Consider the following 12,798-nt stretch of genomic DNA (forward strand, 5'->3'; position numbering starts at 1 on the left):
CCGGCAAAGCCGCCCCCCACCTCACGGCTTCCGCCCCACCCCGCAATACGCGTCCACGGAGACCGAGGCCGGGCCGGCCGGAGCGTTCGGGTCCGGGCGCCAGGACGGGACCTGGGTGATGCCGGGGGCGACCAGGTCGAGTCCTTCGAAGAGGCCGGCGATCTCCTCGACGCTGCGGACGTAGTACGGCGTCGCGCCGCTGGCGTTGTACGCGTTCGAGGCGGCGATCATGCCCTCGCTCGTCGCCGTGCTGTCGCTGATCACCAGGTAGCTGCCCGACGGGAGGCCTGCCATCAGGCGGCGTACCAGGTCGCGGGCCTGGTCGTAGTCGGCGACGTGGCCGAGGGTGTTGAGGATGATCAGGGCGATCGGGCGGGAGAAGTCGAGGGTGCCGGCGGCGGCTTCGAGGACGGTGTCGGGGGCGTAGAGGTCCGCGTCGAGGTAGGCGGTCCTGCCCTCCGGGGTGCTGGTGAGCAGCGCGTTGGCGTGGGTCAGCACGATCGGGTCGTTGTCGACGTACACGATGCGGGCGTCGGGAGCGACGCGCTGGGCCACTTCGTGGGTGTTGTCGGCGGTGGGGAGGCCGGTGCCGATGTCCAGGAACTGCCGGATGCCCTGCTCCCGGATCAGGTGGCGGACGGCGCGGCCCAGGAAGAGCCGGCTGGTGAGTGCCACGTCTACGAGGCCGGGGAAGATCTCCTTGATCTGGTCCCCGATCTCCCGGTCGACCTCGTAGTTGTCCTTGCCACCGACGAAGTAGTTCCAGAAGCGGGCCGAGTGCGGTGTGGCGGTGTCGATCCGGGCCCGTATCTCCGCGCTGGCCGCGAGCTGGGAGTTGGTGTCCGACACGGCAGAGTCTCCTAGGGATGGGGTGGGGGGTGGGGTGGGGTGGGGTGGCGTGGGCTGGTCGGGGTCGGGGTCGGGACACCAACCTAGTGCGGACGTCGCCTGCGCGGGGCATGAAAAGGGGGGCAGGCGCGGGAAGTTGGCGGTTGGGGTGCTGCGGGGATGGCGGCGGACGGCTGGGGGATCGAGATGTTCGGTCGGCGGATCGGCCCATTGGCCCTGTGGCCGTGGATCAGGCCGGGCAGGAAGCTGGTCTCCGCGGACCTGCGTGGAGCCTGGCTGCACTGGGCGCGGTTGCGCGGGGCCAACCTGCGGTTGGCGCGGTTGCGAAGGGCCCGCCTGTCCTGGGCGGACTTGTCGGAGGCCAAGCTGGACGGCGCCCACCTGTACGAAGCGAGGCTCCGGCGCGCGAATCTGCGGGGCGCGTCCCTGACCGGCGCGTTCCTGAAGGGCGCGGATCTCACGAACGCGCGGTTGGCGGGCGCCGACTTGACGGGCGCGGATCTCTCGCGCGCGAGGCTGGTGGGCGCGGACCTGCGCGGCGCGAACCTCTCGCGGGCGAACCTGTTCCAGGCGGACCTGACCGGAGCCGACCTTTCCGGTGCCAGCCTGCGCGGGGCGACCCTGTTCAGCACGCACATCCAGGTCGCGGACATGAGGGGCGCGGACCTGAGCGGCGCCGCCCTGGACTACCTGGGGTCGCGCATCGTGACCCTCTTCGAGACGCACGCCCGCACGGGCATCCTCATGTCGCTGCGCTGGTCGTCCAGCACACGCTGGCCGGGATCGTGGAGTGCCGAGAGGATTCGCGAGTACTCGGAGGAGACCGCGCCGGGCGAGTGGCAGGTGACGCGCGGGAGCGATGAGCCCGGCCCGCCCGGCTGCCAGGCGAGTGGCCGAGGGGTCTGACCGATGGCGGCCGACCGCCTGCCAGCGCGTCACCCGCACGACCAACGCCCGTTTTCGGTCACATGCGTTCGGCTGCCATCCGGACATTCTTCGCGCCGAACCCCGAGGGTCACGGCTCTTGGTCACGAGGCCGACACGAGGCGTCAGCGTAAGCGGTATGGTCCCTTCCCGTACGTCGAACGCCGGTTGTGGACAAGGGAGTTCGAAGTGGTGCGGGGTGCGCAGTCCGTTCCGTTACGAGTCCGCGTCGTCGCCGGCCCCCCGTCCTGCTCGTACCGGCCCTCGCGTGTCCGCGGAGTTCCATGTCGTGCGCCCTCGCCGCCGGGCCGCTCCGGCCTGCCGCGGTCCGCACGTGTCGCCGCACACATCACCGCCCGCACGCCCACCGCCTCCTTCCCCGGACCCTCCGCGCGTCGGCCCACTTCGGAGAGGGTGTCCAAGGACGCCATACCGGCAACCGCGCCCACCTGGCCCGGAGCGTCGGCCCGCGCTCCTGACCCGACCGCTCGCGCGCCTACCTCATCGCCGAGAACGCGGTCACCCATCTCCTGGACGCGCTGCCGGAGACCGGCCTCGCTCGTCCCCTCGACGAGCCGACGTGGCGTCCCCGGCCCGTTCCACCGCGCCCTGGAACCCCTGCCCGTCACCTTCCCCGCCACCCAGCAAGCCGCACACCAAGGAGCCAGGCCATGGTGACCCAGCAGCCCGTCCTCGTCCTCGACCCCACCGGCGCCGGTCGCCACGCCGAGCACCGCGCCCTGCGGGAGGGCGGCCCGGCCACGCGCGTGGACGTCCTCGGCGTCCAGGCCTGGTCGGTCAGCGACCCCGTCCTCCTCAAACAGCTGCTCACCAGCCCCGACGTCTCCAAGGACGCCCGGGCGCACTGGCCGGCCTTCGGCGAGGTGGTCGGCACCTGGCCGCTCGCCCTGTGGGTCGCGGTGGAGAACATGTTCACCGCGTACGGGCCCGACCACCGCAAGCTGCGCCGGCTGGTCGCGCCCGCCTTCAGCGCCCGCCGCGTCGCCGAGATGCGGCCCGCCGTCGAGGAGATGGCGAGCCGGCTCGTCGACCGGCTCGCGGGCCTCCCCGCCGGCGAGCCGGTCGATCTGCGGCAGGAGCTGGCCTACCCGCTGCCCATCGCGGTGATCGGTCACCTCATGGGGGTGCCCGAGGACCGGCGGGAGGGCTTCCGGGCCCTCGTGGACGGCGTCTTCGACACCACGCTGAGTCCCGGCGAGGCACAGGCCAACACCATGCGCCTGTACGAGGTCCTGGACCGGCTCATCGCCGGCAAGCGCGCCACCCCGGGTGACGACATGACGTCGCTGCTCATCGCCGCGCGGGACGACGAGGGGGACGGCGACCGCCTCTCCCCGGCGGAGCTGCGCGACACCCTGCTGCTGATGATCAGCGCCGGTTACGAGACCACCGTCAACGTCATCGACCAGGCCACGCACACCCTGCTGACCCGTCCCGACCAGCTCGAACTGGTCCGCGAGGGCGAGGTCACCTGGGCGGACGTCGTCGAGGAGACGCTGCGCCACGAACCCGCGGTCAAGCATCTGCCGCTCCGGTTCGCGGTCACCGACATCCCGCTGCCGGACGGGCGGACCATCGCCCGCGGGGAGGCCATCCTCGCCTCGTACGCCGCCGCCAACCGCCACCCGGACTGGCACGCGGACGCCGACACCTTCGACGCGACACGCACGGTCAAGGAGCACCTCGCCTTCGGCCACGGCGTCCACTTCTGCCTGGGCGCGCCGCTGGCCCGCATGGAGGTGACCCTCGCGCTGGAAAGCCTGTTCGGCCGCTTCCCCGACATCCGCCTCGCCGACCCGGCGGAGGAACTGCCGCCCGTGCCCTCCCTGATCAGCAACGGCCATCAGCGGCTCCCGGTCCTGCTGCACGCCGGCTGAACGGCGGGCCGGATCGCCCGTCGATCGGGCGGGCCGGCCCGCCGGCGTCGGGGAACTCCCGGAGGGCGGGTGCGTCAGCCGAACATGCCCGGCTCGTAGTCGCCGGCCGGGTTCTGGAGGATGACGTTCAGGCGGTTGTACGTGTTGATCACGGCGATCAGACCGACCAGGGCGGCGAGCTGGTCCTCGTCGTAGTGCTTCGCCGCTTCCGCCCAGGCCTCGTCGGTGACGCCCCCGGCGGAGTCGGCGATGCGGGTGCCCTGCTCGGTCAGTTCCAGAGCGGCGCGCTCGGCGTCGGTGAAGACCTTGGCCTCCCGCCATGCCGCGATCAGGTTGAGGCGCAGTGCGGTCTCGCCCGCCTTCGCCGCGTCCTTCGTGTGCATGTCGAGGCAGAAGCCGCAGCCGTTGATCTGGCTGGCGCGGATCTTCACCAGCTCCTGGGTCGCGGTCGGCAGCGCCGAGTCCGTCACGACCTTGCCCGCCGAGTTGATGTGCCGCACGAGCTTGCCCGCGATCGGGTTGGCGAACATGTCGATACGAGCTTCCATGGTGGGTTCCTCCGTCGTGGCCGTCTTGGCCGTCGTGGCCGTCTTGGCCGTCTTGGCCGTCTTGGCCGTCTTGGCCGTCGTGGTCATCGTGCTGGTGAGTCGTTCGCCCTTCGGCGTACACAGCTACGACGGAACGCGGAGGCGGGATGTGACAGACCCCGGGAGGGCGCGGGTGTGACCTGCGTCTCAGCCGTTCGGGGTGGCCCGTGACAGGAGTCGGCTCAGTGCCGCCGTGACCTCGGCCGGGCGTTCGTCCATCACCCAGTGGCCGGTGCCGTCCAGCATCGTCAGCTCGGCGTCCGGGATGGCCCCGGCCAGCTCGGTCGCGATCGCCGGGCGCAGGTACCGGTCGGCGCGGCCCCAGATGACCGCCGTCGGGCAGGAAATCTCCTGGAGGCGCCGGCGTAGTTCGGGGCGGGGCGGGGTGCGGTAGTCGCCGAAGTAGTGGAGCAGCCAGCGGCGGCCCTCCGGCGTGTCCATCCAGTCGACGTAGCCTTCCAGGATGCCGGTGTCGAGGTGGCCCGCGCGGACCAGCGGTGCGAGGGTCCGGCGGTGGATGGCGGCGTAGGGCAGGTGCATCGCCGCCGGTCGGAGGGCGGGGGCTCGTCCGGCGAGGCTGATGAGGCTGAAGACGGCGTACCAGGGGCGGGTGAAGGTGGCGTGGGCGCGGCTGTTGAGGACGGCCAGGCGGCGGACGCGGCCGGGGTGGGTCTCGGCGAAGCCGAGGGAGAGGAAGCCGCCGTAGTCGTGGCCGACCAGGTTCACCGAGTCCAGGCCGAGAGCGTCCAGCAGCCTGCCGAGCCGGGCGACCTCGGTGTCGTAGTCGAAGGACAGGTGCAGGGGGCGGTCGGACTCGCCCCAGCCGAGGAGGTCCGGGGCGATGACCCGGTACCGGCGGGACAGGGGTGGGATCTGGTGGCGCCAGCAGTGGTGGTCGGCGGGGTAGCCGTGCAGGAGGAGGACCGGCTCGGCGTCGGGGGGACCCGCCTCCCAGCAGGCCACATGGGCGCCGTCGTCGTCCACCATGACCGACCGGGTGCGAGGCCGGTCCGTACCCGCGCTCTGCGTACTCATCGGTTTCCCGCTCCCTCGTTCCGTCCGCCGTCCGCTCTGTCCCCCGCTCTAACTCAGCGGGTACCCGGAAGTGTCGCGGGCCCCGCCCGCGGTTCGGCCGATGGAGGGGCACGCCGCCCTTGGCGGGGAGTTCAGCGACGCTCACCCCGGCGCGTGCGCCGTGCACGGCGCGGATCAGCCTCGGCTGCGGTAGCCGGCACGGCAGGAGACAGAGGAGACGGACATGGCGAAGGTTCCCGGCGCGGTGGTCGCCGCGGGCGGTCTCGTCGGCGGGTACGGCGTGGCCCGCTGGACGAAGAAGCGGCAGCTCGGCGGGGCCGTGCTCGCCGTCGCCGGGGCCGCTGCCGCGCGGCAGTGGCGGGAGCGGGCCGGCGGGAAGGCGGCGGGGGCGCTGACGGCCGCGTACGTCGCGGGTTTCGCCGGGTCCCACCCGCTGGCCAGGAAGGTGGGCGCCTGGCCCGCCGTCCTCGGTGTCGCCGGCGCGGTGGCGCCGGCCTCGTGGGCGGTCGCCGACCGGCGGGCCTGACCTCGCGGAACCTAGGCCAGGTGGGTCAGTACGTTCACCACCCGCCCGTTCGGGTCCCGTACGAAGAAGCGCCGTACGCCCCACTCCTCGTCCCGCGGCTCCCGTACGATCTCCGCGCCCGACGCGGACACCTGTGCGTACACCGCGTCGACGTCCTCGACCTCCACGCTCAGGTCGGGGACGAGGGGCGCGGTGCGTTCCTCGGTGAAGAGGCCGATCTGGGCGGTGGGGTTGGACGGGGAGGCCAGGGTCGTCACCCAGCCCATGTTCATGACCTCCTCGAAGCCCAGCAGGCCGTAGAAGTCACGGCTCGTGTGCAGCTGCTCCTCGGTCTCGACCTGGATGTTGGGGACGATCCGGCGGATGGTCATCGGGCGGCTCCTCGCGGTCGGCCGGTCTGGTGACGGGGGGCGTACGGGGCGACGCTACGCGCCCGCCGAATCCGCCCGCACCGTCGACAGCGGCTCCGCGATGTCCTCCAGCGAGCGGCGTTCCGCCTTCACCGCCAGGAACACCGCCACCAGGCCGGCCGCGCACATCAGCCCGGCGCCGATCTGGAAGGCCAGGACGGTGTCGCCGACCACGCCGGACTCGGTGAGGTTGGCGAAGAGCAGCGGGCCGCTGATACCGCCGGCGGCGGTGCCGAGGGCGTAGAAGAAGGCGATGGCCATGGCGCGGGTCTCCATCGGGAAGACCTCGGAGACGGTCAGGTACGCGCTGGAGGCGCCCGCCGACGCGAAGAACAGCACCACGCACCAGCAGGCCGTCATCGTCGTGGCCGTGAGCGAACCCCGGTCGAAGAGGTAGGCCGTGCCGAAGAGCAGGATGCCGGACAGCAGGTACGTGCTGGAGATCATGATGCGGCGGCCGACCGTGTCGAAGAGGGGGCCGAGGAGCAGCGGGCCCATGAAGTTGCCGGCGGCGATGACGGCGAAGTAGTAGCCGGTGCTGCCGGTCGGCACGTCGAAGAAGGTGATGAGGATGGTGCCGAAGCCGAAGGTGATGGCGTTGTAGAGGAAGGCCTGGCCGATGAAGAGGGAGAGGCCGAGGACCGCGCGGCGCGGGTAGCGGCGGAAGACGGTCTTGGCGATCAGGCCGAAGCCGATGCTCTTGCGCTGGTGGATGGTGATCTCACGGGCCGGCGGCGGCAGCTTCTCGCCCTTCTCCTGCTCGATCTCCCGTTCGACGGACGTCACGAGGGTGTCGGCCTTCTCGCCGTGGCCGTGGATGAACTGCCAGCGTGGACTCTCCGGAACGTGCCGTCGTACGAGCAGGATGACCAGGCCGAGGACCACGCCGAGGGCGAAGCTGAGCCGCCAGCCGAGGTCCTTCGGGAAGATGTCGGTGTCCAGCATCACGATGGACAGCAGGGCGCCGCCGATCGCGCCGAGCCAGTAGCTGCCGTTGATGATGAGGTCGACCCGGCCCCGGTACCGGGACGGGATCAGCTCGTCGATCGCGGAGTTGATGGCGGCGTACTCGCCGCCGATGCCGAATCCGGTGAGGAAGCGGAAGAGGAAGAACCACCAGGACTCGAAGGAGAGCGCCGTCAGCGCGGTCGCCGCCAGATACACCGCCAGCGTCGCCATGAACAGCTTCTTGCGGCCGTAACGGTCGGTCAGCCAGCCGAAGAACAGGGCCCCGGAGCACGCGCCCGCGACGTACAGGGCGGCGGCGAGGCCGGTGATCTGGGCGGCGCTGATGTCCAGGCCGCTGCCTTCCTCGGCGATGCGGCCCGCGACGTTGCCGACGATCGTGACTTCCAGGCCGTCCAGGATCCAGACGGTGCCCAGGCCGATCACGATCATCCAGTGCCACCGTGACCAGGGCAGCCGGTCCAGGCGGGCGGGGACGGCCGTGGTGACGGCGCCGGTGGAGGCGGGCGTCGGGCCCGGCGACGACGATTTCGCTGTCATGGCTCCCTCTCCGTCGAGCGAACGCCTCCCTTGTGCCCGGCGCGGGGAGGGACACGCCCGCCGAGCCCGCCGCGCCGGATGGGGCCGGCTACGCCCCCAGCATGCGGGACACCGTGTAGATCAGCAGCCCGGCCAGGGAGCCGACCACCGTGCCGTTGATGCGGATGAACTGGAGGTCGCGGCCGATGTTCGCCTCGATCTTCTTCGTGGTGTGCTCGGCGTCCCAGCTCGCCACCGTGTCGGTGATCAGGGAGGTGATCTCCTTGCGGTAGGTGGTGACGACGTACACCGCGGCGCCCTCGACCCACCCGTCGACCTTGCCCTGCACCTTGGGATCGGAGGCCAACCGGGCGCCCAGCGACAGCAGTGAGGCCCGTACCCGCATACGCAGTTCGCTGCGCTCGTCCTCCGCCGCCGAGACGATCATGGATCGTACGGCCGTCCAGGCGGACGCGATGAGGTCCTGGACCTCGCCGCGGCCCAGCACCTCGGTCTTCAGCCGCTCCACGCGCGCGCGGGTGTCCGTGTCGGACTGGAGGTCGGAGGCGAAGTCGGTGAGGAAGCGGTCGAGGGCGCCTCGCGCGGGGTGGGCGGGCATATCGCGCATCTCGGTGACGAAGCGCAGCAGCTCCTTGTAGACGCGCTCGCCGACCCGCTTGTCCACGAACCGGGGGGTCCATCCGGGCGCCCCGCCCTGGACGGCGTCCATCACGGAGTCGCCGTGCAGGATCAGCCAGTCGTGGGCGCGGGAGACGATCAGGTCGACGGCGCGCTTGTGGCCGCCGTCGGCGACGATCCGGTCCAGCAGTTTGCCGATGCCGGGGGCGATCTCCTGCGCGTCGGCGCGGCGTGTGATCGCCTCGCCCACCACCGCCTGGACGTCGGAGTCCCGCAGCACGGTGAGGGCGCCGCGCAGGGCGGCGGACAGCTCCGCCGTCACCCGGTCGGCGTGTTCGGGCACGGCGAGCCAGGCACCGAGCCGGCTGCCGATACCGACGGCGCGCAGCCGCTGCCGTACGACGTCCTCGGAGAGGAAGTTCTCGCCGACGAACTCGCCCAGCGAGACGCCCAGCTGGTCCTTCTTCTTGGGGATGATCGCGGTGTGCGGGATGGGGATGCCGAGGGGGTGGCGGAAGAGGGCGGTGACGGCGAACCAGTCGGCGAGCGCGCCGACCATGCCGGCCTCGGCGGCGGCCGCGACGTAACCCGCCCAGGCGCCCGCGCCCCGGTGGGAGGCCCATTCGGCCAGGACGTAGACCACGGCGACGAACAGCAGCAGGCCGGTGGCGGTGAGCTTCATGCGGCGCACGCCGCGGCGCTTCTCCTCGTCGGCCGGGCTGAAGGACGTCATCGCGCGGTCGCGGACGGTGCGCCCGGCCCCCGCGGCGGGCCGCCCTCCACCCGCCCCTGCACCTGCCCGTTCACCCGCCCCTGCACCCTGCCCGGTATCTCCCGCACCATCAGGAAGTTCCGACTTCGTGCGTTCCATCCACTCCACCGTTCGCTGATCCGTCCCGCACACATTGTCCCTTCCTGACCGACTCCTGGAACGGAACACAAGTTCCCGGCGTCTGTCCGGGAGGGGAACGCCCGGGGGTCGTACGGCCTTTCCTCCGCCCATGACGCATCATGGGTTCATCCCACCGGAGCCTCGGGCTCCCTCGCCCGAGGAGAACAGCACAGCATGACCCGGGGTCGTGACGGGGGCGCGGGGGCGCCTCCCACCAAGCACCGTGCCCTGCTCGCGGCGATCGTCACCTTGATAGTGGCGATTTCCACGGCCATATACGCCGGAGTGTCCGCCGACGGCGGCGCGAAGGACCGCACACCGCTCGCCGGCGGCCGTTTCCCACGCGGCGACGCCGCTCCCGCCTCGACCGGCACATGGGTCGGCGCCTGGTCCACCTCACCGGCCGCCGCCGAGCCGGGCACCGAGACGACGGGCATGGCGGGCCGTTCGGTGCGCAACGTCGTGCACACGAGCATCGGCGGCACCAGCGCGCGGATCACCCTGTCCAACCTCTACGGGCAGTCTCCGCTGACCATCACGCACGCCTCCATCGCCCTGGCCGCCGGTCCCGACACCGCCGCCGCGCTCGCCGACACCATGCGCCGGCTCACCTTCGGCGGCAGCCCCCAGGTCGTGATCCCGGCGGGCGGGCAGGTGATGAGCGACATCGCGCGCATCGCCGTCCCCTACGGCACGGACGTCCTGGTCACCACGTACTCCCCCGTGCCGTCCGGCCCGGTCACCTATCACCCGCGCGCGCAGCAGATCAGCTACCTCGCCGACGGCGACCGCGCCGCGGACGTCACCGGCGTCGCGTACACCACGGAGACCCGGTACTGGCGCTACCTGACCGCGCTGGACGTGCTGAGCCACGAGGCCGACGGCACCGTCGTCGCCATCGGCGACTCGATCACCGACGGCTTCGGCTCCAAGACGGGCGCCAACAACCGCTGGACCGACGTCCTCGCCGAGCGCCTGCACCAGGCGGCCGAGGCCGGGCGGGACACGCCCCGCTACAGCGTCGTCAACCAGGGCATCAGCGGCAACCGGATCCTGACCGGCCGGGCGGGCCGCCCCGCCGACAACCCCAGCGCGCTGAGCCGGTTCGAGCGGGACGTACTGGGCCGCACCAACGTCAAGGTCGTCGTCATCGTCCTCGGCGTCAACGACATCCTGCACAGCCCGGAACTCGCCGACCGGGACGCCATCCTGGACGGCCTGCGCACCCTGACCGACCAGGCGCACGCCCGCGGACTGAAGGTCGTCGGCGCGACGATCACGCCGTTCGGCGGCTACGGCGGCTACACGCGGGCCCGCGAGACGATGCGGCAGCAGATCAACGAGGAGATCCGCTCGGGCCGGGTCTTCGACGAGGTCGTCGACTTCGACAAGGCCCTGCGCGACCCCTACGACCCGCGCCGGATGCGCTCCGACTACGACAGCGGCGACCACCTGCACCCCGGCGACAAGGGGTACGCGCGCATGGGCCGCCTCCTCGACCTGGACGACCTGAGGGGCGCGGCGCCGATCCAGCTCTGAGCGCCGGACACGGCTATGAGGGGCACGGCTGTGAGGGGCACGGCTGTGAGGAGCACGGCTGTCCGGGACACGGCTGTGAGGGGCACGGTGTGCGGGACACCCCTCGGCGCGGCACCGGCGTACGGGACACCGCCGGGCGTGACACAGCCAGGCGTGACACCGCTGGGCATGACACCGCCGCGCGTGACACCGCCGGGCGGCGCTCCGTCAGCCGTCCCGGCGGCGGTCCCGCTCCTCCTCGCGGTGCAGGTCGTGGAAGCCGTGGCGCGAGCCGTCCAGTTCCTTGCGGCCCTTGCGTTCCAGCTTCTCCTGCCGGCGCTCTTCCTTGATCCGCAGCTTCTCCGCCCGCGTCAGCTTGCGCTCGATCCCGACCCCGCCCCAGAAGGCGAAGCCCGTCACGACGACGCGCGGGGCGCCCGGGTCGCCGGGGACGCCCTCCTCGCGGTGGTCGAAGCCGCCCATGATCCCGATGCCGCGCACGATCACCTCGACCCCGGGCGGCACGACCACGTTCATCCCGCCCATGATGGCGACGCAGTTGATCACGACCTCGTCGTGCGCGAAGTCCGCCTCGCGCAGGTCGATGTCCCCGCCGCCCCAGAACGCGAAGGAGTTGAACCGCCTCGGCACCGTCCAGCGCCCCTTGCGCTGGAAGCCGGACATCACGGCGACCGCCCACGTCGACGACGGCTCGCCCCCGGTGATCCGGCCCACCCAGCCCCCGGCACGCTCGGGCTCCTTGGTCATCGACACCCGGGGCGGCCCGTCCACGGGGCCGGCCGGCAGGTCCCGGGTGATCGGCGTCAGGTCCCCGTACGTCCGCGCGCTGTACGTGGCGTCCAGCCGCTCCTCGAACTCGGTCATGTCCAGGCGCCCCTCCGCGAGGGCGTCCCGCAGGACCTCGGCGACTCGTTCACGGTCGGCGTCGGATGCGCGGAGTTCCGGGGCGTCGTCGGTCATGTACAGCAGCCTACGAGGTCGCCGCGCCGGACACTACGCGCCCGCGCGTTCCGCGTACATCTTGGCGATCACCGACTCGATGTCCGGCTCCCGCACCGACAGGTCCACCAGCGGATACTCCGCCGCGATCCGCGCCACCAGCCCCGCCGCCGACGCCGACGCCGGGAACGCCAGCCACTGCCGCGGCCCCTCCACCCGCACCACCCGCGCGGGCGCCGGCGCCTCGATCGGCGGCAACTCCCGCTCCAGGTCCACCACCAGGGTGCGTTCGCTCTCCCCCGCCTCGTGCAGCCCGTCCAGCGGGCCGTCGTACATCAGCCGCCCGTGGTCGATCACCATCACCCGCGAGCAGAGCTGCTCGATGTCCTGGAGGTCGTGCGTGGTCAGCAGCACCGTCGTGCCGCGCTCCGCGTTCAAGTCCCGCAGGAAACCCCGCACCTTGGCCTTGGACACCACGTCCAGGCCGATCGTCGGCTCGTCCAGGTACAGCACCTCCGGGTCGTGCAGCAGCGCCGCCGCGACGTCGCCCCGCATCCGCTGGCCCAGCGACAACTGCCGCACCGGCACGTCCAGCAACTCCTGGAGCTGGAGGAGTTCCACGCAGCGGTCCAGGTTCTCCCGGTAACGGACGTCCGGGATGCGGTACATGCGGTGCATCAGCCGGTAGGAGTCGATCAGCGGCAGGTCCCACCACAGCGTCGTCCGCTGCCCGAACACCACCCCGATGCGGTGCGCCAGCCGGATCCGCTCCCGGGACGGATCGATGCCCGCCACCCGCAGCCGGCCGCCGCTCGGCGTCAGGATGCCGGTGAGCATCTTGATCGTCGTCGACTTCCCCGCACCGTTCGGGCCGATGTAGCCGACCATCTCGCCGCGCGCCACGGTGAACGACAGCCCGTCCACCGCCCGCACCTCCCGCCGCTCCCGTTTGAGGAAGCCGGTCTTCCTGCGCACGTCGAAGACCTTCTCGACGCCGTCGAGCTCGATGAAGCCCCCCGCCCCCGGCCCCACGGTGTCCACCTCGGCCAACGCCTTCAACTCCCTCACTCCCTCA

Annotated in this window: 12 protein-coding genes; 4 read left to right on the forward strand and 8 right to left on the reverse strand. The window is 71.9% G+C overall.

Translation table 11 applies throughout. From position 1 onward, the window contains the following. Positions 1-21: 21 nt before the first annotated feature. The gene (locus ACIQ6R_RS07335) at positions 22-849 is read right to left on the reverse strand and encodes an SAM-dependent methyltransferase (protein ID WP_404177039.1); all 828 of its coding nucleotides are present in this window, start codon (positions 847-849) and stop codon (positions 22-24) included. Between the two features lie 159 nt (positions 850-1,008). On the opposite strand from ACIQ6R_RS07335, the gene ACIQ6R_RS07340 reads away from it, so the two are divergent. Together ACIQ6R_RS07340 and ACIQ6R_RS07345 are read left to right on the forward strand one after the other, a co-directional pair. Further along, positions 1,009-1,755 carry a pentapeptide repeat-containing protein gene (locus ACIQ6R_RS07340; RefSeq protein WP_404219465.1) on the forward strand — a complete coding sequence of 249 codons (747 nt, stop codon included), beginning with the start codon at positions 1,009-1,011 and terminating at the stop codon, positions 1,753-1,755. Positions 1,756-2,444: 689 nt separating this feature from the next. Then, positions 2,445-3,671, forward strand: a complete 1,227-nt coding sequence (locus ACIQ6R_RS07345; protein WP_404219467.1) for a cytochrome P450 — start codon at positions 2,445-2,447, stop codon at positions 3,669-3,671. Between the two features lie 74 nt (positions 3,672-3,745). On the opposite strand, the gene ACIQ6R_RS07350 is transcribed toward ACIQ6R_RS07345, so the two are convergent. Together ACIQ6R_RS07350 and ACIQ6R_RS07355 are read right to left on the reverse strand one after the other, a co-directional pair. Continuing rightward, positions 3,746-4,219 carry a carboxymuconolactone decarboxylase family protein gene (locus ACIQ6R_RS07350; RefSeq protein WP_404177030.1) on the reverse strand — a complete coding sequence of 158 codons (474 nt, stop codon included), beginning with the start codon at positions 4,217-4,219 and terminating at the stop codon, positions 3,746-3,748. Positions 4,220-4,405: 186 nt separating this feature from the next. Then, positions 4,406-5,293 carry an alpha/beta fold hydrolase gene (locus ACIQ6R_RS07355; RefSeq protein WP_404219469.1) on the reverse strand — a complete coding sequence of 296 codons (888 nt, stop codon included), beginning with the start codon at positions 5,291-5,293 and terminating at the stop codon, positions 4,406-4,408. Between the two features lie 223 nt (positions 5,294-5,516). On the opposite strand from ACIQ6R_RS07355, the gene ACIQ6R_RS07360 reads away from it, so the two are divergent. Further along, entirely contained in the window at positions 5,517-5,819 is a 303-nt protein-coding gene (locus ACIQ6R_RS07360; RefSeq protein ID WP_404177024.1) for a hypothetical protein, read from the forward strand. An 11-nt stretch (positions 5,820-5,830) separates the two neighbouring features. Here ACIQ6R_RS07360 and ACIQ6R_RS07365 read toward each other — a convergent pair whose 3' ends face one another. The 3 genes from ACIQ6R_RS07365 to ACIQ6R_RS07375 all read right to left on the reverse strand — a co-directional run bounded on the left by ACIQ6R_RS07365 (position 5,831) and on the right by ACIQ6R_RS07375 (position 9,224). Then, positions 5,831-6,190: a VOC family protein gene (locus ACIQ6R_RS07365; protein ID WP_404177021.1), complete on the reverse strand. Its 360-nt coding sequence runs from the start codon at positions 6,188-6,190 to the stop codon at positions 5,831-5,833. A gap of 54 nt (positions 6,191-6,244) precedes the next feature. After that, positions 6,245-7,735: an MFS transporter gene (locus ACIQ6R_RS07370; protein WP_404177018.1), complete on the reverse strand. Its 1,491-nt coding sequence runs from the start codon at positions 7,733-7,735 to the stop codon at positions 6,245-6,247. 88 nt (positions 7,736-7,823) lie between these two features. Next, the gene (locus tag ACIQ6R_RS07375; protein ID WP_404219471.1) at positions 7,824-9,224 is read right to left on the reverse strand and encodes a DUF445 domain-containing protein; all 1,401 of its coding nucleotides are present in this window, start codon (positions 9,222-9,224) and stop codon (positions 7,824-7,826) included. A gap of 195 nt (positions 9,225-9,419) precedes the next feature. Here ACIQ6R_RS07375 and ACIQ6R_RS07380 point away from each other — a divergent pair, with 195 nt between their 5' ends. Continuing rightward, positions 9,420-10,784: an SGNH/GDSL hydrolase family protein gene (locus ACIQ6R_RS07380; protein ID WP_404219473.1), complete on the forward strand. Its 1,365-nt coding sequence runs from the start codon at positions 9,420-9,422 to the stop codon at positions 10,782-10,784. A 207-nt stretch (positions 10,785-10,991) separates the two neighbouring features. On the opposite strand, the gene ACIQ6R_RS07385 is transcribed toward ACIQ6R_RS07380, so the two are convergent. Together ACIQ6R_RS07385 and ACIQ6R_RS07390 are read right to left on the reverse strand one after the other, a co-directional pair. Continuing rightward, positions 10,992-11,744, reverse strand: a complete 753-nt coding sequence (locus tag ACIQ6R_RS07385; protein WP_404219475.1) for a DUF1707 domain-containing protein — start codon at positions 11,742-11,744, stop codon at positions 10,992-10,994. A gap of 33 nt (positions 11,745-11,777) precedes the next feature. After that, complete coding sequence (locus ACIQ6R_RS07390; protein WP_404219477.1) at positions 11,778-12,791, reverse strand: ATP-binding cassette domain-containing protein; 1,014 nt, start codon at positions 12,789-12,791, stop codon at positions 11,778-11,780. Positions 12,792-12,798 lie beyond the last annotated feature (7 nt).

Origin of the sequence: Streptomyces sp. NPDC096048 (assembly GCF_044763415.1) — a bacterium.
GTDB lineage: Bacteria > Actinomycetota > Actinomycetes > Streptomycetales > Streptomycetaceae > Streptomyces.

Excerpts from the sequence above, each read along its gene's own strand:
- ACIQ6R_RS07340 (WP_404219465.1), top strand. The coding sequence starts at position 1,009 with ATGGCGGCGGACGGCTGGGGGATCGAGATGTTCGGTCGGCGGATCGGC.
- ACIQ6R_RS07345 (WP_404219467.1), top strand. The coding sequence starts at position 2,445 with ATGGTGACCCAGCAGCCCGTCCTCGTCCTCGACCCCACCGGCGCCGGT.
- ACIQ6R_RS07350 (WP_404177030.1), bottom strand. The coding sequence starts at position 4,219 with ATGGAAGCTCGTATCGACATGTTCGCCAACCCGATCGCGGGCAAGCTC.
- ACIQ6R_RS07355 (WP_404219469.1), bottom strand. The coding sequence starts at position 5,293 with ATGAGTACGCAGAGCGCGGGTACGGACCGGCCTCGCACCCGGTCGGTC.
- ACIQ6R_RS07360 (WP_404177024.1), top strand. The coding sequence starts at position 5,517 with ATGGCGAAGGTTCCCGGCGCGGTGGTCGCCGCGGGCGGTCTCGTCGGC.
- ACIQ6R_RS07365 (WP_404177021.1), bottom strand. The coding sequence starts at position 6,190 with ATGACCATCCGCCGGATCGTCCCCAACATCCAGGTCGAGACCGAGGAG.
- ACIQ6R_RS07370 (WP_404177018.1), bottom strand. The coding sequence starts at position 7,735 with ATGACAGCGAAATCGTCGTCGCCGGGCCCGACGCCCGCCTCCACCGGC.
- ACIQ6R_RS07375 (WP_404219471.1), bottom strand. The coding sequence starts at position 9,224 with ATGGAACGCACGAAGTCGGAACTTCCTGATGGTGCGGGAGATACCGGG.
- ACIQ6R_RS07380 (WP_404219473.1), top strand. The coding sequence starts at position 9,420 with ATGACCCGGGGTCGTGACGGGGGCGCGGGGGCGCCTCCCACCAAGCAC.
- ACIQ6R_RS07385 (WP_404219475.1), bottom strand. The coding sequence starts at position 11,744 with ATGACCGACGACGCCCCGGAACTCCGCGCATCCGACGCCGACCGTGAA.